Here is a 20,081-nt window from a genome sequence, read left to right on the forward strand (position 1 = left end):
CCGCTCAGCGGTGTGCCGACCGGCCGCCCGCGGCTTGCGGGCGTCGGCCGGCTTGAGGCGGCCCGCTTTCGGGCGCGCCCGCTGTCACAAAATGCGTCGTCTGCTCAAGAGCTCTTGCGCACGCGCAGGTACCACTCGCAAAGCAAACGAACCTGCTTGGCGGTGTAGCCCTTGCCGACCATGCGATTGACGAAGTCTTCGTGTTTCTTGGCCTCGTCGGTGCTGGCCTTGGCGTTGAAGCTGATGACCGGCAGCAACTCCTCGGTGTTGGAGAACATCTTCTTTTCGATCACCGTGCGCAGCTTTTCGTAGCTGGTCCAGGCCGGGTTTTTGCCGGCGTTATTGGCGCGTGCGCGCAGCACGAAGTTGACGATCTCGTTGCGGAAGTCTTTCGGGTTGCTGATGCCGGCCGGCTTTTCGATCTTTTCCAACTCGCCGTTCAGGGCCGAGCGATCAAAGACCTCGCCGGTGTCGGTGTCGCGGTACTCCTGGTCCTGGATCCAGTAGTCGGCATAAGTGACGTAGCGGTCAAAGATGTTTTGGCCGTATTCGCTATAGCTCTCCAGATAGGCGGTCTGGATTTCCTTGCCTATGAACTCGGCATAGCGCGGCGCCAGCAACTCTTTGATAAAGCCCACATACTTTTGTTCGGTGTCGGTGGGGAACTGCTCGCGCTCGATCTGCTGCTCCAGCACATACATCAGGTGCACGGGATTGGCCGCCACTTCTGAGGAGTCGAAGTTGAAAACCTTGGAGAGGATTTTGTAGGCGAAACGGGTCGAGATGCCGCTCATGCCCTCGTCGACGCCGGCATAGTCGCGGTACTCTTGATAGCTCTTCGCCTTCGGGTCGGTGTCTTTCAGGCTCTCACCGTCGTAGACCTGCATCTTCGAATACAGGGAGGAGTTCTCGGGTTCCTTCAGGCGCGTCAGCACGGCGAACTGGCTCATGATCTTCAAGGTGCCGGGCGCGCACTTGGCACTGGCCAATGAGGAGCTGCGGATCAACTTCTCGTAGATCTTGACTTCTTCACTAACGCGCAAGCAGTACGGCACCTTGACGATGTAGATGCGGTCCAGGAATGCCTCGTTGTTCTTGTTGTTGCGGAAGGTCTTCCACTCGCTCTCGTTCGAGTGCGCCAGCACGATGCCGTCGAAGGGAATCGCGCCAAAGCCTTCGGTGCCCTTGTAATTGCCTTCCTGCGTGGCCGTCAGCAGCGGGTGCAGGACCTTGATCGGCGCCTTGAACATCTCAACGAACTCGAGCAGGCCCTGGTTGGCCAAGCATAGGCCACCCGAGTAGCTGTAGGCGTCCGGGTCGTCTTGGGCGAAGGTTTCGAGCTTGCGGATGTCGACCTTGCCGACCAGCGAGCTGATGTCTTGGTTGTTCTCGTCGCCTGGTTCGGTCTTGGCCACGCCAACCTGTTTGAGCACGCTGGGGTAGCGCTTGACGACCTTGAACTGGCGGATGTCACCACCGAACTCGTCCAGCCGTTTCACTGCCCAGGGGCTCAAGATGCGGTTCAGGTAGCGGCGCGGAATGCCGTATTCCTTTTCCAGCAGCGGGCCGTCTTCAGCCGGGTCGAACAAGCCCAGCGGCGACTCATTCACCGGCGAGCCGGCCAGGGCGTAGAAGGGCACTTGCTCCATCAGTTGCTTGAGGCGCTCGGCGATTGAACTCTTGCCGCCGCCGACCGGGCCGAGCAGATAGAGGATCTGCTTCTTTTCCTCCAGGCCCTGGGCGGCATGGCGGAAGTAGCTGACCACCTGCTCGATGGCCTCTTCGAGGCCGTAGAACTCGGCGAAGGCCGGATAGATCTTGATGGTCTTGTTGGCGAACAGACGTGACAGTCGCACGTCGTTGCGCGTGTCAATCATCTGTGGCTCGCCAATGGCCTGCAGCATCCGCTCGGCGGCGGTGGCGTAGGCGATGGGGTTGCTTTTGCATTCGGCGAGGTAGTCCTCAAGAGACATTTCCTCGACGCGGGTGCGCTCATAGCGCTTGGCGAAACTGCTGATCACGTCCATGCTCTGGCCTCCGGTTGGGCCCAGGCGACACACAGACACACAGGGTGGCTATGTGCCGGCTGGGAAGTTCTGATGGCGTCCCTGAGGAGCCGAGGGGGCTCCGCGTGGAGTGGGGCGTCATCAGAGCTTTCCGAGAGCGGCTCTGTCAGTCCTTGGTTAAAGCTTGAACCCTTGAGCTGGCTTTGAACGAAGAAAAAGGCCTGGGTTCAGCTTCGTACAAAACCGCCTTGTAGGCAAGTCTTGGTGCGATGCTACGCCGATTGGCCGGGCCTTGCTTGGGCAAGACCTGACACCCGTGAAGCCTGTCGCATAAACAAGCCAATTCCTTTCAGGCCCGGTCATGGCGCCTGTGGCGGGTGTAGATTTGCGAGTTGGGCCAGTTGTCGGCCCCCCAAAAAAGACGCTTATTGCGGGCCACGCAGACGGTCGATCAGACCATTCAGCTCGTCGAGCGATCCAAATTGAATCGACAACTCGCCTTGCTCTCCGCGCTTGGTGCGCTTCTTGACCCGCACCTCGACCACGGCAGTCAACAAGTCCGATAACTCTTCTTCTAAGCGCAACAGGTCGCGGCTCTTGTCGCCCTTGACGCGCAACAGCGGCGTCTGCCGGCCAGCACCCTGGCGCGACACCAGCTTCTCAGCTTCACGCACGCTGAGCTTCTTGGCGGCGATCTCGGTGGCACAGGTGATTTGGTGGGCGCCGTCCAGGGGCAGCAGGGCACGGGCGTGGCCCATGTCGATATCGCCGGCCATCAGCATGTTCTGCACCGGCTCCACCAATTGCAGCAGGCGCAGCAGATTGCTGGCGGCGCTGCGCGAGCGGCCCACCGCTTGCGCGGCCTGCTCATGGGTCAGGTGGAACTCGTTCACCAAGCGTTGCAGGCCTTGCGCTTCCTCCAGCGGATTCAGGTCTTCACGCTGGATGTTCTCGATCAGGGCCATGGCGGCCGCGGCCTCGTCGGGCACGGCCTTGACCAGCACCGGCACCTCGCGCAAACCGGCCAACTTGGCGGCCCGGAAGCGGCGCTCGCCGGCAATGATCTCGTAGCGCACTTCGCTGAGATCTGATGGCGGCTTGATCGGTCGAACCAGGATGGGCTGCATGATGCCCTGGCCCTTGATGCTTTCGGCCAACTCATAGAGTGAGCCTTCGTCCATGCGGGTGCGCGGCTGGTACTTGCCGGCTTGCATCTGTTCTAGACGCAAGGCGCTGGGGCTGCCTTCGCGGGCGGCGGCCGCTTCGGAATCGCTGACTTTGGGGCCGAGCAGTGCTTCAAGGCCGAGGCCGAGGCCTTTGGGTTTTTTTGTGACCATGGCTGCAATTGTCTCTTACCGCCGTCTAGGCTCTTAATTCGGCCAGCCAGGCTTGCGCCTCGGGCCAATCGCCTAGCTTTGATTCGCTGTTTAAGTGCCCGCGCGGGCCCGCCATCACCAAGCGGCTGCCCCAGTCGGCGGCCATGGCGCTGCCGCGCTCGGGCGAGCAAAAAGCGTCGTCGCTGCTGATCACCGCGATGCTGGGGAAGGGCAGGCGGCTGCGCCGAATCGGCCGCCAGTTGTGCAGCTGCGGCGGCATGTCCGCGCGCTCGGTGTCGGGAGGTGCTACCAGCAGCGCGCCGGCCACCCGCGCGGTATGGCGGGAATGCTCGGCCCAACTGGCGACCAGTTGGCAGCCCAGTGAGTGCGCCACCAGCAGGGTGGGGCGCTCGTCGCTGAGCAAAACTTCGTCCAAGCGGGCCATCCAGTCACCGCGGCGCGGCCAGTCCCAGTCGGCCTGCTCGACGCGTTCAAAGCCAAATTGCTGCTCCCACAGGCTCTGCCAGTGTGCGGGGTCGGAGTTCAGCCAACCAGGTAAGAGCAGGACTCTGTGTTCTTGATTCATGGGCTTGCCTTATGCTTCGATGTCTTTGAATTTGATTGTGCTGGAGAGATCATGACTTACGCGGTTTTTGTGGATGGCCAAGAGGGTACGACGGGGCTGCGTATTCACGAATATCTGGCGGCGCGCAGCGATGTGGAAGTGCTGCGCATCGACGCCGACAAGCGCAAGGACCCCGCTGAACGTGCGCGTTTGTTGAATGCGGCCGATGTGGCGTTTTTGTGCCTGCCCGATGCGGCTTCACGTGAAGCGGCCGCCATGATCACGAACCCCAACACTTGCTTGATCGACGCCAGCACCGCGCACCGCACCGTGCCGGGTTGGACCTTTGGCTTGCCCGAGTTGGCCAAGGGCCAGCGCGAGCAACTGCGCGCCGCCAAGCGAATCGCCAACCCCGGCTGCCATGCCTCGGCCTTTATCCTGGCCCTGCGTCCGCTGGTCGATGCCGGCCTGCTGAGCCCGGACGCTTTGGTTTCGGCCACCTCCATCACCGGCTATTCCGGCGGCGGCAAAAGCATGATTGCCGAGTACGAAGCGGGCGGCAATGCCTTGCTGAATTCGCCCAGGCCCTATGCCCTGGGCCTGGCGCACAAGCATCTGCCCGAGATGATGGCGCACACCGGCTTGAAGAACGCGCCGGTCTTCATGCCCATCGTCGGCAGTTTCTACAAAGGCCTGGCGGTGACCGTGCCTTTGCACCTGAGCCAGTTGCGCGCCGGCGCCCGCGCTGAGGATATTCATGCCGCGCTGTCTGCCCATTACGCCGGTGAGCGCTTCATCCGCGTGATGCCGTTGCGCGATGCCGACACCTTGGCCAGCGGCTTCTTCGATGTGCAGGGCTGCAATGACACCAACCGGGTCGACCTGTTCGTGTTTGGCTCCGAGACGCAAGTGCTCGTGATGGCCCGCCTGGATAACCTCGGCAAGGGCGCCAGCGGGGCCGCTGTGCAGGCGATGAATGTGCATCTGGGGCTCAACGAGGGTCTCGGGCTCTGATCGCTCTGAAGGGCTTTGGTGAGCTCAGCTGATCAGTCTTTGATTTGGCGGCGTGATGCCGAGGTGCCGCAGGCCGATTTGGATGCGGTACGCGAGGGCGTCTTGCTGTATGGCCGCCAACAAGCCCAGGGCAGCGATGCACGCGACATCGCTTGTGCCTTGTACGAAGGCGAGCGCCTTTTGGCAGGCGCTCAGGGCCGCACCGAGTTCGGGCGGCTTTACATCAACTATCTCTGGGTCGAGACCGAGCATCGCGCGCAGGGGCTGGGCAGCAAATGCCTGCGCCAGTTGGAGGCACAAGCGCTGCAACGCGGCTGCGTTGACGCTTTGATTGAAACCCTGTCGGACGAGACGGCCCAGATCTATGAGCATCTGGGCTATGTCTGCATCGCCCATGTGCATGACTATGTGCCGGGCTTTACCCGCCACATCTTGCTGAAGGTCTGGAAGCCGCGCGACTGAGGGCAGGGCGATCAGTCGACCACAGACTCTGGGCTGCGGTAGTGGTAGCGGTAAGCGAAGACAAAGCCCAGCCGCGCATAGACACGCTGGGCCACCGCGTTATCCGAGCCCACCTGCAGATAGGCTTGCTTGGCGCCTTCGGCCAGAGCCTCTTGCAGCAACTGCCTGCAGAGCTGAAACGCATGGCCACGACCGCGCTGCTCGGGCGGCGTGAAGATGTCGTAAAGGCCGACGATCGCGTCTTCGCGAGCGAATTGTCCGCAAGCCAGCAGGGCACCTTGTGCATCTCGCAGGGCGAAGCCCCGATAGACCACCGGCGACTTCTTCATGCGTTCAGCGTGGGCGGCGATGGCCGTCTCAGTAGAGCCCCGCAGGCCACCGACGAGGGCGGCATAGGCTTCCGCCTCTAGGCGCTCTAAACGGTGTTCTCCCGCGCTGTCATTAGGGGCTTGGTCGTCGATGCGATCCAGCACCCAAACATCGGCGGCATCAAAAGCCTGCCAGCCCTTGGCGGCCAAAAGCGCGTCGAGATTGGCCGGCTGGCTGTAGGGCGTAACGCGGACGATCAGCGGCAATTTGGCGGCCTTGAAGGCGGCTTCGCTGCGCGCCAGCAGTTCGTCTAAAGGCAGGCTGCCTTGGGCCAGTGCATTGATGCAGCGCGAGCGCTTGGCCTTGCCGGGGGAGAGGCGGATCAGCCAACCGTCCACCGTTCTTTGCTGCGGCGGTGCGCTGGCGTTCAGTCCGGCTTCTTCGGCGCGACGCGCCAGCGCTTCATCAACCAAGCCGGCTTGCTCCTGAATCACATCGTGTTGACGCGGCGCACCATTTCACGTGCGAAGTCCACAAAGGCATGCGCGCCTTTGGACGAGGGGTCAAAGACCACGCCGGGCAGGCCATAGCTGGGTGCTTCGGCCAGGCGCACATTGCGCGGGATGACGGAGTCGAACACCTTGTCGCCGAAGTGGCTCTTCAGCTGATCGCTGACCTGGTTTTGCAAGGTGATGCGCGGGTCGAACATGACCCGCAGCAGACCGATGATCTGCAGATCGGGATTCAGGTTGGCATGCACCTGCTTGATGGTGTTGACCAGGTCGGACAGGCCTTCGAGCGCAAAGTACTCGCACTGCATGGGCACGACCACGCCGTGAGCGCAGCACAGGCCGTTCAGCGTCAGCATGGACAGCGAAGGCGGGCAGTCGATCAGCACAAAGTCGTAATCGTCTTTGGCGGCGGCGAGGGCGGTTTTCAAGCGGCGCTCGCGGCGCTCCAGATCGACCAACTCCACCTCGGCACCGGCCAGTTCGCGGTTGGCGCCTAAGACGTCGTAGCCGGCTTTCTCACTGTGTTGTTTGGCTTCGGCCACGCTGCAGGATTCCAGCAGCACGTCATAGACGCTCAGCTCCAGTTGGCGCTTGTCGATGCCCGAACCCATGGTGGCATTGCCCTGAGGGTCGAGATCCACAACCAGCACGCGTTGGCCGACCTTGGCCAGGCCGGCGGCGAGGTTGACGGTGGTGGTGGTCTTGCCGACCCCGCCTTTTTGGTTTGCAACGCAGAAAATCTTGGCCATTTGCTCTGGAATGTGTGAACGTCGACAGCTTAAACGCTGAGGGCTTGGCTGGCGTGGTGCCGCCTTAGTTTTTTGGCCGAATCCAGATCAAACAACGCTGGGCGTCCAGGTTCGGGACCTTCAGTTGTTCCACGTGAAACACATCCAGGTCGGCCGGCAGAGCGGCGATTTCGTCGGCTGGGTGTTGGCCCTTCATGGCCAGCCAAATAGCCGTCGACTCGGCGCCCGGCTTCAGGTGTTGGCGGGTGAGGGTGGTGAAGTCCAGCAGCGAGGCAAAGGCGCGCGAGGTGATCAGGTCGAAAGGCGCCGTCTTCAGCGCCTCGACCCGCGAATGCTCGCCATGCAGATTGGGCAGGCGCAACTCAGCCGCCACCTGCTTGATGAAGGTGGCCTTCTTGGCGACGGCATCCACGCAGGTGACGTCAATCTCGGGGTTGCAAATGGCGATGACCACGCCGGGCAAGCCGCCGCCGCTGCCCACGTCCATCAAGCGCAGGGGCTTGCCCGCCGCGTGGCGGCGCAAGGCCGGCAGCAGGCTCAGGCTGTCGATCAGGTGATGGGTCAGCATGGCCTGCGGGTCGCGCAGCGAGGTCAGGTTGTAGACCTTGTTCCACTTGGCGATCAAGGCCAGATAGGCCAGCAAGGCTTCTTGCTGCTGGGCACTCAAGTCGAGTTGCAAACGGGCGGCGGCGTCCGCCAGCGGCTGACGCAGAGGGGCGAGGTCGGTCATCTTGGGCTTCTTTTTTTGGGTGACGCGGTGGCGCTATGGGATTCAGGCGGCGCTGTCTTGGGTGCTGGTTTGGGCTTGAGTTTGGCCATCGGTGCCAAAGCCCTTGAAGCGGTGCTTGCGCAAATGCACCAGCAGCAAAGAAATGGACGCGGGCGTGACGCCCGAAATCCGCGAGGCTTGGCCCAGGGTTTCCGGCTTGTGCTTGCCCAGTTTTTGGCGCGCCTCGAAGGAGAGGGCGCTGACTTGCGAGTAGTCCAGGTCGTCCGGCAAGCGCATATTCTCGTAGTGCGAGGCGCGAGCCACATCTTCGGTCTGCTTGTTGATGTAGCCGGCGTACTTGACGCTGACTTCGACTTGCTCGATCACGGCTTCAGCCAAAGTGTCGCCCAGCTCGGCCTTCAGTGTTTCACGTGAAACACCAGCATTGGGGCGGGCGATGTTGGCCACTTCGGCCAGGGTGTCGTAGACCACGCCGGGCCGGCGCAGTAGGTCGATGAAGTTGTATTCGCGCTCCAGCGCTTTGCCGACCAGTCGCTCGGCGTCAGCCGCCGGCAGGATGTTGGGGTGCACCCAGGTGGACTTCAGCTTTTCTGTTTCACGTGAAACAGCATCGCGCTTGCGGTTGAAGGCTTCCCAGCGGGCATCATCCACCAGGCCCAGTTCGCGGCCGGCTTCGGTCAAGCGCATATCGGCGTTGTCTTCACGCAGCTGCAGGCGAAACTCGGCGCGGCTGGTGAACATGCGGTAGGGCTCGGTCACGCCCTTGGTGATCAGGTCGTCGACCAAGACGCCCAGATAGGCTTGGTCTCGGCCGGGCAACCAGGGGCCTTGGCCGCGCACTTGCAGGGCGGCGTTCAGGCCGGCGAACAGACCTTGGGCAGCGGCTTCTTCGTAGCCGGTGGTGCCATTGATCTGGCCGGCGAAGAACAGACCGCCGATGTCGCGGGTCTCGAAGCTGGACTTCAGGCCACGGGGGTCGAAGTAGTCGTATTCGATGGCATAGCCGGGCCGCATGATGTGGGCGTTCTCCAGGCCCGGAATCGAGCGCACGGCAGCCAGCTGGATGTCGAAGGGCAGGGAGGTGGAGATGCCGTTGGGGTAGTACTCGTGGGTGGTCAGGCCCTCGGGCTCCAGAAAGATCTGGTGGCTGTCCTTGTCGGCAAAGCGGTTCACCTTGTCTTCGATGCTGGGGCAGTAGCGCGGGCCCACGCCTTCGATCACGCCGGTGAACATGGGGCTGCGGTCAAAGCCGGAGCGGATGATGGCGTGCGTGGCTTCCGAGGTGTGGGTGATCCAGCAAGGCACCTGGCGCGGGTGCTGCGAAGCCTGGCCCATGAAGCTGAAGACCGGCAGCGGGTCCAAGTCGCCGTCTTGCTCCACGCATTTGGAGAAGTCGATCGAGCGGCCATCGATGCGCGGCGGCGTGCCGGTCTTGAGGCGCCCTTGTGGCAGCTTCAGTTCTTTCAAGCGGGCCGAGAGGCTGATGGCCGGTGGATCACCGGCGCGGCCGGCGGCGTAGTTTTGCAGGCCGACGTGGATGCGGCCATCCAAAAAGGTGCCGGCGGTCAACACCACGGCGCGGGCGCGGAACTGCAAGCCCATCTGGGTGACTGCGCCAACCACGCGCTCTGTCGTGCCATCGGACTCCACCAAGAGATCATCCACCGCCTGCTGGAACAACCAGAGATTGGGGTGGTTTTCCAGCCGGTAACGGATGGCGGCCTTGTACAAAACCCGGTCGGCTTGGGCGCGGGTGGCGCGCACGGCCGGGCCCTTGGAGCCATTCAAGATGCGGAACTGAATACCGGCCTCGTCGGTGGCCGCCGCCATGGCGCCGCCCAGGGCATCGACTTCCTTGACCAGATGGCCCTTGCCAATGCCGCCGATCGAGGGGTTGCAACTCATCTGCCCCAGGGTCTCGATGTTGTGCGTCAGCAGCAGGGTGGCGCAGCCCATGCGGGCGGAGGCCAGCGCGGCCTCGGTGCCGGCATGTCCACCGCCGACCACGATGACATCAAATTCCTTGGGGTATTGCATGAGCTGATTCGCCTTGAAAACACGGGCCGCAGCGCCTGTGAAAATCCAGCGCGGGCAAACCTTGAATTTTACGCGGGCCTGTGGATAAGTGCGGGCTTTGCTGCCGCTCTCGAAGGACAATTGCGCCATGAAATGCCGTGATCATTGCGCCGCCTGTTGCATCGCCCCCTCCATCAGCTCGCCCATCCCCGGCATGCCGGTGGTGAATGGCATTTCCAAGCCCGCCGGCGTGCGCTGCATTCAGCTCGACGAGCAAGACCGCTGCAAGATTTTTGGCCAGCCGGAGCGCCCGGCGGTCTGCGGTTCATTGCAACCCTCGGCTCTGATGTGCGGCGAAAACCGCGAGCAGGCGATGCGCTGGCTGGGTTGGATGGAGCGCGAAACCCAGCCCAATGGGCCAGCTTTGCCGACTTGAGCCTGCAGGTTTACCCGCTTGTGGGCAGCACGTAGGCCCGGCTGGTTGGCGAGGTCTAGACTGCAGTCACACAGCCAACAAGGCAGGAGACCGCGCCCATGCAGAAGCCAAACCACCTCATTCAGGCCGTCAACGCAGGCCAAGACCCGGCCGAGCGCCGCGAGTTTCTCCGGGCCGGCCTCTCCGGCTTGGCGGCGGGCGGCGCTGGCTTGCTGGGGCTGCCCGCCTTCGCCCAAGGCGCTGCCTGGCCGAATCGCAATGTCCGCTTGGTCGTACCCTTTGCGCCCGGTGGCAGCTCTGAGATCGTTGCCCGCGCCACCGCCTTTGAGCTGAGCAAGACCTTGGGCCAAACCGTCTATGTCGAGAACAAGCCCGGCGGTGGCGGCAATATCGCCATGTCCGAAGTGGCCCGCGCCGAAGACCAACACACGCTGGTGCTGGGCCATATCGGCACCTTGGCCGTCAACCCATACATCTACGACAAGCTGCCCTATGACCCGGTCAAGGACTTCAAGCCCATTACGCTGCTGGCTAAAGTGCCCAGCCTCTATGTGGTGCACCCGGACCTGCCGGTCAAAAATTTGAAGGAGTTTGTCGCCCTGGTGCGCAGCAAGCCTGGGCGCTACAACTACGGCTCGGCCGGCAATGGCAGCGCGGGTCACCTGGCCATGGAGTACCTGAAGATGGCCGCCGAGCTCTTCATGGTGCATGTGCCTTATCGCGGCACTGGCCCGCAGCTCACCGACCTATTGGCCGGACGCCTCGACGCCGCTTCGGTTGGCGCGCCCGCCGTGTTGCAGTTCATCAAGACCGGCAAGCTGCGCTGCCTGGCGACCGGCTCGAAGAACCGTTTGCCGCAGCTGCCCGATGTGCCCACCGTGGCCGAACAAGGCTTCCCCGGCTTTGAGATGACCCAGTGGTACGGCCTGATGGCGCCGGCCAATCTGGCGCCGGCACATGCGGACAAGCTGGCCCTGGAGGCCGTCAAGGCGATTCAAAGCAAGAGCTCGGCCGAGCGACTCAGCACCGACGCGGCCGAGGCGGTGGGCAACACGCCCGCGCAGTTCGCCGCCTTCATCGCCCAGGAGCAGCAGCGTTGGAAACCGGTGCTGGCGCGTGCCAAGGTCAAGCCTGACTGAGCGCCCCATTCAAGCCGGATCGGCTGGCGCCCGGCCTTCGGCCAGCCGAATCAAGCGCCGAGCTGCCGTGATCGTTTCGAGTTGGTGTGCGATGATGATTGGCGTTAGCACCAAGGCCGGCAGCGCTGCATTGGCCGCGCGCTCGCCATGCCTTGGAACGGCGCTGATCTCGATCGACCCTTTGGCCCGGGCAGTTAAAGCCATAGCTTGACGGTGCAGCCTTGGCCCAGTTGGCTGGCAATCTCCATCCGGCCGCCCATCAACTCGAGCAGTTCCCGCGAGATGCTGACGCCCAGGCCGGTGCCGGGAAATTGTCCCGAGGTGTCGGCCCTGAAAAAGCGCTCGCCGATGCGCGCCAAGCTTTCGGCCGACAAGCCGATGCCTTCATCGCGCACCTCAACGCCAAATTCGAGCCGCCCATCGACCCTGCTGCCCTTCAGCAGCCGCAGCGTGACGGGCCCACCATCGGGTGAGTATTTGTAGGCGTTCGACAAGGTGTTGAGCAGAATTTGCTGCATCTTCTGGCGGTCGATATGCACCGGCAGGGCCTCGGCCAGCGCGCTCAGCTGGGGCGGCTCGCGGCCCTCGGGTGGCTTGAAGTCGGCCACCGTCGCGCCCACCACATCGGCCAGGTCGAGCGACTCGAACTTGAAGTCCGCCGCGCCACGCGCCTCGATACGGCTCAGGTCCAGCAACTCGTTCAGGATGCTGATCATCAGCTTGCTTTGGCGATGGATGCGGCCCAACAGCACCTGCTGCTTGGCGGCCGGCATCTCGCGCTCAATCATCAGTTCGGTGAAGCCGAAGATGCTGGTCATCGGCGTGCGCAACTCATGGGCGGCCAGCGACAAAAACTCAGACTTCATGCGGTCCAGCTCCTGCTGCCTGGCCACATATTGCCGGTGCTGCTCGGCCAAATCTGCGGCACGTTGCCGCGCTTCGCTGACGTCCCAGTTGGCCCCCACCAAGCGCAGCGCGTGGCCCTGTTCATCGCGTTTCATGCGCGCCGTGCCGCGCAGAAAGTGGACGCTACCGTCCGGCCAGACGGTACGAAATTCAAGCTCGTAGGGCCGTTTGCCATGCAGGCTGTCTTGCACCGCTTGTTCGACCATGTCCTTGTCTTCCGGGTGCACCCGCGACAACCACAAGTCGACGCTGGCCGGCTGCGCGTGCGGGACCAGGCCGTAGAGGCGGTACATCCAATCGTCCCAGGCCAGGCTGCCGCTGCTGAAACTCCAGTCCCAGATGCCGATGCCGCCGCTGTCGGCGGCCAGCGCAATGCGGTCGCCAGCGGCGGCCAGGGCCTGCTTCTCCAGCATGCGCTCGCTGATATCTTGATGGGTGCCGAACATCCATTCGGCGCGGCCGTCGGGCGTCCAGGTCATCACGCAACCGTTGTCGGCCGTCCAGACCCAATGGCCATCCCGGTGGCGCAGGCGAAACTCCGCCGTGTAGTGCGGTGTTTGGCCGCTGAAATGCGCGGCCAGCCGCTCTCGCGTGGGCTCCAGATCATCCGGATGGACCCGGTCGAGCCAGCTTTGGAAGGAGAGCGGGGCCAGGTCTTGCGGGCTCCAGCCAATGATCTCGGCCCAGCGCGCGTTGATGCGCACCTCGCCGGTCTGCACATTCCATTCCCAGGTGCCGGCATTGGAGCTGTCGATGATGTGATGCAAGCGCAGCCGCTCCTCGGCCAATACCCGTTCGGTGTGCTGGGCGGCCTCGGCCGATTGCTGCAGCAGGCCGATGGCGCGCCGACCTTCCAGCGCTTGCGCGGCAGAGGCCGCGAGTTGGCGCAGCACTTCGCGTTGTGTGTCGTTCAGGTGGTGTGGCTGGCGATCGATCACGCACAGCGTGCCGACCCGGATGCCATCGCTGAGGCAGATCGGCGCGCCCGCGTAAAAGCGGATGTCGGGCCCGCCGGTCACCAGTGGGTTGTCGGCAAAGCGCGGGTCCAGGCTGGCATCGGGCACGTCGAACAGTTCATCGCCCAGCACCGCATGGGCGCAAAAGGCCAGTTCGCGCGGGGTCTCCGTCACGCCAGGTAAACCGATATTGGCCTTGAACCACTGGCGTTCGGCATCGATCAGGCTGATCAAGGAAATCGGCACGCCGCAGACCAAGGACGCGACCCGCACCAGCGCATCAAAGGCCGGCTCGGGCGGGCTATCCAGCACATCCAGCCCGTGCAGGGCGGCGAGGCTGGCCGCTTCATTGAGGCGGGCGGGGGCGCTCAGCATGGCTTGTCGGGCCGGTCGGCCAAACCACCGGTGGTGCAAGGCGAGGGCGGGGCTGGAGGGCGCTTTACAACCACAGCGTCACGCATGTGCCTTGCCCCAATTCGCTGTCAATTTGCAGTCGCCCGCCCATCAGGTCCAGTAACTCCTTGACCAGGCTGACACCCAAGCCGGTGCCGGGAATATGCCCTGAGGTGTCGGCGCGAAAGAAACGCTCCCCCATGCGAGCCAGGTGCTCGGGTGACAGACCCACGCCCCGGTCCCGGACCTCGACACCGAAGTGGCGGCGGCCCTCGGGCGGCTCATCGACCCGGAAGCCGATGCTGACCGCTTCCCCGCCGGGCGAGTATTTGTAGGCGTTCGACAGCGTGTTGATCAGCACCTGCTGCATCTTCTGCCGGTCCACCGTGACCGGCATGGCGTAGGACGGCAGCGTCACCTGCGGCGGCTCGCGGCCGGCGGGTGGATTGAAGTCCTTGATGGCATCCGCCACCAGCTCACTCAGCTCGAAGGGCTCGAACTTGAAGTCGGCGGCACCACGCGCCTCGATGCGGGCCAGGTCCAGCAACTCGTTGAGGATGTTGATCATCAGCTTGCTCTGCCGATGAATCCGGTTCAGCAGGTCGATGCGCTTGGCGTCGCTGAACTCGCGGTTGATCAGCAGCTCAACGAAGCCGAAGATGCTGGCCATCGGGGTGCGTAACTCATGCGCGGCCAGCGAGAGGAACTCCGACTTCATTCGGTCCAGCTCATGCTGCTGGGTTTCATCGCGCACATAAAGCACCAGGCTGACCGCCGACGCGGTGGTCTGCCGGCCGCTGATGGCCAGCACCCGCGGCCGGTCGCCGCGCAAGGTCAGCACCTGCTTGGCTGGCCCGAAGCTGGCGGCCAGGCCCGCGAACTCGCTCGCATCCAGCGCGCGTTCGCGCAGCTTGGCGTCCAGGCCCAGATCGTCTTGGCCGAGCACCTCGTCCTCGCGCAGATCGGCCAGGCGCAAAAAAGCTTGGTTGGCAAACTCGACCTTGCCGGCTCGGTTGAAGGTGAGCAAGCCATCGGGGCTGTTGGCAAAAATGGCGCCTAGCTGGTCGTTTTGTGCCGCCAGTTGGCGCGACTGAGCCTGGTGCGTCTCCATGCTGTCTTGCAGCAGGATCAGGTGCTGCTGCAACAGCACTGAGGTCTCATTCAAGGCGCGCTGCAGCTGGACAAATTCCAAGGGCCCCTGCAACTCCATCGGCGCGCGCCCCAGGTCATCACTGAGCTCCACAGCGAAGAGCCTGGCTTCATCCAGGCAGGCCAAGGGCCGGCGCAGAAACGACATCAGCAGTCCATAGCAGAGCGCGATGGCGGCGATAGCGACGAAGGCGGTGTTGCGCCAGATCGCGCGCGCTTGTTGCTGTTGCTCGGTCAAATCGTAGTCCACCCGCACCCAGGCCAGGAGCTGATCGCCCGACTGCAGCGGGTGCCACGCGATCAGCCGTGAACCGTCGGGGCTTGTTTGCGTATGCGCGGCCGCCTGCGCGGGCGCCGGGATGTCGGACAGCGCGCTATTGAACACAGCTGCCGGGGCTTGGCCTGGCAGGCGTTGCACCTGCGTCAGCGACCGGGCCTTGGTATCGAGCAGCGTGATCTGGCGCACATTGGCCAAACCGGCGTAGGCCAGCGCTTGTGCTTCCAGCGCATCCAGGCTGTCGGTCACCACCAAGTTCGTGCTGGAGGCACCCAGGCTGGCTGCCAGCATTTGCGCCTGCGCTTCGACCGAATCGCGCCCGCGCGCGGTTTGTTGCCAGGCCGTGAAGCCGCCCAGCAGGCCCAGGGCCAAGAGCAGCAACAGCGCAAACATCAGCCCGAGCTGATGTTTGAAGCGTTGGGGCCACAAGCGCATAAGTCGGCTTCAGTCTTGCTGCGACGCCAGGTATTTTTGAAGCTTGAGCTTGGCGAGGGGGCGGTAGTCGCGCTCAAAGTCGGCGCGCATCGGCTCGCGCATCGGGATGTCCTGAAAGAGCGGCTGCATCTTGGTGTCGCCGGCCAATTTCAGCATGGCGTTGGCGACCGCCTTGGCCTGTTCGGCGGGCACACGCGGGTGCACGCTGAAGGGGTGGGGGGCCGCCCCCTGCGTCTCCATCAGCACGCGCAAGCCTTGGCGCACCGCTTCACTTTCCTTGTTCAGGGTGGCGTGCAGGCCGCCGCTGGCCGCGGTCTTGCCAATCAGCGTCTGGCGGTAAGCATTGGTATGGGTCTTGGCGTAGACCGGCTTGATGTCGATCTTTTCCTGCTCGGCCAGCTGGGCGCGTATCAGTAGCGAAGCCCCCAGTGCATTCGGCGCCGGGAAGGCGATTTCCTTGCCTTGCAACTCTTGCACCGACTTGATCGGATCATCCTGCCGCACCAGCAGCAGGCCCTGCAGCAGCTTGCGGTCGCGCAGCAGCGGCAGGTAGCCGTGCGACTCATGCGCCAGCAGCTGGTGATAGGGGTTCATATAGGCAAAGTCGGGGCGGCCGGCGGCCAACTCAGCCTCGAAGGCCGGGATGTCTTTGACCAGCTTCAGACTCAGCCTTACGCCAGATTCCTGGCTCACGCGCTCCAGAATCGGTGCCCAGACGCGTTGCAGTTCGACCGCCTGAAACTGCGGCACGACGTAGACCATATAGGTGGCCTGCTCGGCTTGGGCGAGGCAGGCCGGCGCCCAAGGCGTCAGCGCCGCCGCGAGCCATATGGCCCTGGACCTCCATCTCAAACAACGCTTGCTTAGCCCCATGCGCGCTCCAGAAGAGACCCCAGGCCCAGCGTCGTCAAGGCGCTGGAGCCTGGGGATTCAGAGCATTATGAGCATGGCAAGAAAAGGCTGGCAACCCGAACTGAGGGGTCGCCGCCCCTTTGATTTGCTACTTCGCTACGGCGCCGCGCATCGAGCGCGCCACGAACAGCAGGCAGCCCAGGGTCAGGCCCAGCCCGACCAGCACGCTGGGCAGCACTTGCATGGCCGTCAGCTGTTCGCCCTTCAGCACCAGCATCATCAAGGTGTTCTGGGCAAGACCTGGCACCCACAGATACCAAGCGGCGTCGCCGCCTGGATTGAGCATGCTGACCATCGGCGCCAGGCCGACCAGCGTGATCACCAGAGCGCTGCCGGCCTGCGCCTCCTTGAAGGTCTTGGAGCGAATCGCAAAGGCCATCAACAGCGCGCCCAGGCCGGCCGCCAGCGGCAGTTGCAGCAGCAAGAAGGCCAGCACCTCACGGCCACCGAACTGGAACATGGCCTGCAGGCTGTCGCTCTTCAACAGCCATTGCGCCGGGATGAAACTCAGGCAGGACAAGACCGCCACCAACATGCCCAGCAAGGCCACCGCGCCCCATTTGCCCAGCACCAGGGCCAGGTGTTGCACCGGGTTCATCAGCAGCGGCTCCAGCGAGCCGCGCTCACGCTCGCCGGCGGTGCTGTCCAGCGCCGCGGTCAGCGCGCCATAGAGCACCGCCATGATGATGAACATCGGGATGATGCTGGTGATGCGGGTGGCGCGGGCCTGGGCGCTGGCCAGATCGCGTTCTTCGATCTGTACCGGCAGCAGCAGCTCGGTCGAAACCCCGCGCAGGGCCAGGTTCAGCGAAGCGCGTTCGCGGTTGAAGCCATTCATCAACCGGTTCAAGCTGCCAACGCCACTGTTGGCGCGCTGGTTGGCGCTGTCGCTGACCAGCTCCACCGTCGGTTGCTGGCCGCTCAGCAGCTCGGACTCGAAGTTCTTGCCAATGACCAGCACCGGCTCGAGCAGCTTGTTGTCGCGTAAGCGGCTTTCGTAGTCGGCCGGCGCGGTCTTGAGGGTGTAGGTCTGGCGTAGCAGGTAGTTGTGCAACGTCGGTGCGTGCTCGATGCCAGCCACCATGAGCTCGCGCTTGTCGGCGCGCTCCTCCAGCGAGGAGATCAGTCCCGACAGGGCCAGCAGCAAGAGCGGCCCCATCAACACGGCCGGCACCATCAGGCGCAGCAGCGTGCGGCGGTCGCGCAGGGCGTCGACCACCTCCTTGCTCAGCACGGTCCAAAAATGCCGCAGCATTGTGGTGTTAGCTTGGTTCATGCGGCCACCTCCAGAGTCTTGTTGTGTGCGGCCGTCTGTGGCGCAAAGGCCAGCTTGACGAAGGCATCTTCGAACTTGCTTTCACCGGCCAGAGCCAGCAACTCCTCCACCGTGCCCTCGGCCACGCTGCGGCCTTGCGAGACGATCACCACGTGCTCGCAGAGCTGCTCCACCTCTTGCATGATGTGGGTTGAAAAGACGATGCACTTGGCGCCACCGGCCGGTGAACGCAGATGCCGCAAGGCCTCGCGCAGCGAGCGGGTGGCCAGTACGTCGAGGCCGTTGGTCGGCTCGTCCAGCACGATATTGGCCGGGTCATGCACCAAGGCGCGAGCCAGCGCCGTCTTCATCCGCTCGCCCTGGCTGAAGCCTTCGGCGCGGCGGTCCAGGATGGCCTGCATGTCCAGCAGGCGCGCCAACTCCTCGGCGCGGGCGTTGGCGGCATCGGCCTCCATGCCTTGCAGCTTGCCGAAGTAGATGATGTTCTCGCGCGCCGACAAGCGTGGGTAGAGCCCATGCGCATCGCCCAGGATGCCCATGCGGGCGAGGGCCTGGCGTGGCTGGCCTGCCACCGCTAGGCCGTCCACCGTGATGCGGCCGCTGTCGGGCGGGAACAAGCCGCCCAGCATGCGCAGCGTGGTGGTCTTGCCGGCGCCATTCGGGCCCAGCAGGCCGGTGATGCGCCCGCTTGGCGCGTTCACCGTGACGGACTTCACCGCCTGCACGATTTGCTTGGCCGGACGCTTCAGCAGCGAGCCGCCGGTGCGTGAGACGAAGTGTTTGCTAACTTGCTCGATCTGGATCATGGTTGCACCTTGGCTTTGGCGCTGGCGGCCTGCACCGGCAGGAAGGCGCCGGGGCGTGGAATCTGAGTGGCGCAGGCAGCGTCTTGCGGCAGCGCCTGGGCATCGGTCTTGGCATCGATGAAGCGGAACAGCAGTTCGCGCATGCAGCCGATGCCCATCACGCCGTGGCCGGCCTCGGGCACCACGATGTGCTGAACCCATTTGGCGTTGCCGGCGGCCAGCGCCTTGGCCACGCGTTCGCCATGGCGTGGCGGCGTGGCCGGATCGGCGCCGCCGCTCAGCAGCAGCACCGGTGATTGAGCGGGCGGCAGGCTGTAGAACTCCGGCGCGATCTGGGCGCGGGGCCAGGTCTTGCAGACCTGGGTGTAGAGCTGGACATCGGCGCTGCCGAAGTCGGCGCCCGGTTTGTCCGCACTGCCGGGGATGCGCGGCACATCCTCGGCGCAGACCACCGAGAAGTGCATGCCGGTGGCGAGCTTGCCCGCCTTGCCGCCGCCGATCATGCCGGACAGCCCCATCAAACCCTCGAAACGGCCCTCGCTGGCGGCGTGAATGGCGGCCGGCAGACCCGAGGCGGCCGCCGGTGAATACAGCGGCAGACGCAAGCCGCGCAGCAGCATTTCGCGGCTCAGCTTGAAGCTTTCCGGCCGGCCGGTCAGCGGATGGTTGACGCTGATCTGGCGCGGCACGCTCTGCAGCAGGGCGGCCCATTCCTGCCTCAGCTTGGGGTAGCTCTGATTGCAGACAGGGCTTTTCTCGCAGGCCAGCAGGCTGGCGTCCAGCGCCGCCTGGCCATCGGTGGAAAAGCTGGTCGGCAGCACCATATCGGCCGGCGCCACGCCATCCAGCACGGTGCGGCGCACCTGGCCTGGGAACAGGCGCAGATATTCCAGGCCGGCGCGGGTGCCGTAGGAGCCGCCGATCAAATTCCACTGCGGCACACCCAGGGCCACGCGCACCGCCTCGAAGTCCTGCATCGCCAGCGTGGTGGTGTAGTAACGCAGATCGCCATGGGGCAACTGGCTCAGTTGCTGGCGGCAGCTTTCCAGCCGGCGTAATTGCGCCTCGCCGTCCAGCGCCTCGGCCAGCGGCAGCTGGTCTTCGTCCGGGCATTGCAGCGGCGCCGACTTGCCGGTGCCGCGTTGGTCGATGAAGACCAGGTCGCGGCGATTGTTCAGCCGGGCCAGTCTTGACATCATCATCGGCGCCAAATTGATGGCGCCCTGACCGGGGCCGCCGGCCAGCAGCAGCACCGGATCGGGCTGCTTGTTGCGGGCCATGGCCGGTGCCACCAAGAAGTGAATCTCGATCTGCTTGCCCTGTGGCTCGGCCGGGTTCAGCGGCCGCTTCAAGCTACCGCAGAGCAATTCATTCGGCACGCCGTCGATGCGGCAGGGTTGGGTGAGGGCGGCAGTCGGTGCCGGGGCGGCCTGGGCGGGGGCACCCAGTTGCGCAAGCACCAGCGCGAGGACGCCGAGGGCGCCCAGCCGGGCGCTACGTTGCCGCTGCGGCGATGGTGTTTTGCGGTGTCGGTCTGACATTGCAAGCTCCAGGAGGGTTGATTTGAACTGGAGCGGATTATGGTCAGCGCCGTTCGACGCTCACAGCCAGAAGCGGCGAGCGGCGGAATTCGCGGGCGAATGGGGGCGGGGCAGGGCGAGTGGGCCGCCGATGCGCCAGCTGGCGGGCTGCTGAGTCGGCCCAAGCCCGGCTTTGT

18 protein-coding genes are annotated in these 20,081 nt (G+C 64.2%); 4 read left to right on the forward strand and 14 right to left on the reverse strand.

Annotation, left to right across the window (positions count from 1 at the left end):
• Positions 1-104: 104 nt before the first annotated feature.
• The 3 genes from WG899_RS19845 to WG899_RS19855 form a co-directional block, all read right to left on the reverse strand.
• Complete coding sequence (locus WG899_RS19845) at positions 105-2,027, reverse strand: PrkA family serine protein kinase (RefSeq protein ID WP_339597392.1); 1,923 nt, start codon at positions 2,025-2,027, stop codon at positions 105-107.
• A 404-nt stretch (positions 2,028-2,431) separates the two neighbouring features.
• On the reverse strand, positions 2,432-3,343 hold the full coding sequence (locus WG899_RS19850) for a ParB/RepB/Spo0J family partition protein (protein ID WP_263538404.1): 912 nt from the start codon (positions 3,341-3,343) through the stop codon (positions 2,432-2,434).
• Positions 3,344-3,368: 25 nt separating this feature from the next.
• Complete coding sequence (locus WG899_RS19855; RefSeq protein ID WP_339597393.1) at positions 3,369-3,908, reverse strand: RBBP9/YdeN family alpha/beta hydrolase; 540 nt, start codon at positions 3,906-3,908, stop codon at positions 3,369-3,371.
• A 51-nt stretch (positions 3,909-3,959) separates the two neighbouring features.
• On the opposite strand from WG899_RS19855, the gene argC reads away from it, so the two are divergent.
• Together argC and WG899_RS19865 are read left to right on the forward strand one after the other, a co-directional pair.
• Entirely contained in the window at positions 3,960-4,901 is a 942-nt protein-coding gene (gene argC / locus WG899_RS19860) for an N-acetyl-gamma-glutamyl-phosphate reductase (RefSeq protein ID WP_339597394.1), read from the forward strand.
• Between the two features lie 18 nt (positions 4,902-4,919).
• Positions 4,920-5,363, forward strand: coding sequence for a GNAT family N-acetyltransferase (locus WG899_RS19865; RefSeq protein ID WP_339597395.1), 444 nt, complete (start codon positions 4,920-4,922; stop codon positions 5,361-5,363).
• Positions 5,364-5,374: 11 nt separating this feature from the next.
• Here the strand turns inward: WG899_RS19865 and WG899_RS19870 are convergent, their stop codons facing one another.
• The 4 genes from WG899_RS19870 to mnmG form a co-directional block, all read right to left on the reverse strand.
• Positions 5,375-6,145, reverse strand: coding sequence for a GNAT family N-acetyltransferase (locus WG899_RS19870; protein WP_339597396.1), 771 nt, complete (start codon positions 6,143-6,145; stop codon positions 5,375-5,377).
• A 17-nt stretch (positions 6,146-6,162) separates the two neighbouring features.
• On the reverse strand, positions 6,163-6,933 hold the full coding sequence (locus tag WG899_RS19875) for a ParA family protein (protein WP_263538409.1): 771 nt from the start codon (positions 6,931-6,933) through the stop codon (positions 6,163-6,165).
• Between the two features lie 64 nt (positions 6,934-6,997).
• Positions 6,998-7,663 (reverse strand): 16S rRNA (guanine(527)-N(7))-methyltransferase RsmG, encoded by a 666-nt coding sequence (gene rsmG / locus WG899_RS19880; RefSeq protein WP_339597397.1) that lies wholly within the window; start codon positions 7,661-7,663, stop codon positions 6,998-7,000.
• A gap of 42 nt (positions 7,664-7,705) precedes the next feature.
• Positions 7,706-9,700: a tRNA uridine-5-carboxymethylaminomethyl(34) synthesis enzyme MnmG gene (mnmG, locus tag WG899_RS19885; RefSeq protein WP_339597398.1), complete on the reverse strand. Its 1,995-nt coding sequence runs from the start codon at positions 9,698-9,700 to the stop codon at positions 7,706-7,708.
• A gap of 127 nt (positions 9,701-9,827) precedes the next feature.
• On the opposite strand from mnmG, the gene WG899_RS19890 reads away from it, so the two are divergent.
• Both WG899_RS19890 and WG899_RS19895 read left to right on the forward strand, forming a co-directional pair.
• Positions 9,828-10,115: a YkgJ family cysteine cluster protein gene (locus WG899_RS19890; RefSeq protein ID WP_339597399.1), complete on the forward strand. Its 288-nt coding sequence runs from the start codon at positions 9,828-9,830 to the stop codon at positions 10,113-10,115.
• A gap of 98 nt (positions 10,116-10,213) precedes the next feature.
• Positions 10,214-11,254, forward strand: coding sequence for a Bug family tripartite tricarboxylate transporter substrate binding protein (locus tag WG899_RS19895; RefSeq protein WP_339597400.1), 1,041 nt, complete (start codon positions 10,214-10,216; stop codon positions 11,252-11,254).
• 9 nt (positions 11,255-11,263) lie between these two features.
• On the opposite strand, the gene WG899_RS19900 is transcribed toward WG899_RS19895, so the two are convergent.
• From WG899_RS19900 to WG899_RS19930, 7 genes are all read right to left on the reverse strand, one after another.
• On the reverse strand, positions 11,264-11,458 hold the full coding sequence (locus WG899_RS19900) for a P-loop NTPase family protein (protein WP_339597401.1): 195 nt from the start codon (positions 11,456-11,458) through the stop codon (positions 11,264-11,266).
• Positions 11,449-13,491, reverse strand: coding sequence for a PAS domain-containing protein (locus WG899_RS19905; RefSeq protein WP_339597402.1), 2,043 nt, complete (start codon positions 13,489-13,491; stop codon positions 11,449-11,451). The genes WG899_RS19900 and WG899_RS19905 overlap by 10 nt, the downstream gene beginning before the upstream one ends.
• A gap of 64 nt (positions 13,492-13,555) precedes the next feature.
• Positions 13,556-15,370: a sensor histidine kinase gene (locus WG899_RS19910; RefSeq protein WP_339597403.1), complete on the reverse strand. Its 1,815-nt coding sequence runs from the start codon at positions 15,368-15,370 to the stop codon at positions 13,556-13,558.
• A gap of 9 nt (positions 15,371-15,379) precedes the next feature.
• A complete protein-coding gene (locus WG899_RS19915) occupies positions 15,380-16,222 on the reverse strand; it encodes a phosphate/phosphite/phosphonate ABC transporter substrate-binding protein (RefSeq protein WP_339597404.1) in 843 nt (280 codons plus the stop codon).
• Positions 16,223-16,370: 148 nt separating this feature from the next.
• Positions 16,371-17,558 carry an ABC transporter permease gene (locus WG899_RS19920; RefSeq protein ID WP_339597405.1) on the reverse strand — a complete coding sequence of 396 codons (1,188 nt, stop codon included), beginning with the start codon at positions 17,556-17,558 and terminating at the stop codon, positions 16,371-16,373.
• Positions 17,555-18,364 (reverse strand): ABC transporter ATP-binding protein, encoded by an 810-nt coding sequence (locus tag WG899_RS19925; protein ID WP_339597406.1) that lies wholly within the window; start codon positions 18,362-18,364, stop codon positions 17,555-17,557. The genes WG899_RS19920 and WG899_RS19925 overlap by 4 nt, the downstream gene beginning before the upstream one ends.
• Positions 18,361-19,905, reverse strand: coding sequence for an alpha/beta hydrolase (locus WG899_RS19930; RefSeq protein WP_339597407.1), 1,545 nt, complete (start codon positions 19,903-19,905; stop codon positions 18,361-18,363). The genes WG899_RS19925 and WG899_RS19930 overlap by 4 nt, the downstream gene beginning before the upstream one ends.
• Positions 19,906-20,081 lie beyond the last annotated feature (176 nt).

Origin of the sequence: Paucibacter hankyongi (genome assembly GCF_037482915.1) — a bacterium.
GTDB classification, from domain to species: domain Bacteria; phylum Pseudomonadota; class Gammaproteobacteria; order Burkholderiales; family Burkholderiaceae_C; genus Paucibacter_A; species Paucibacter_A hankyongi.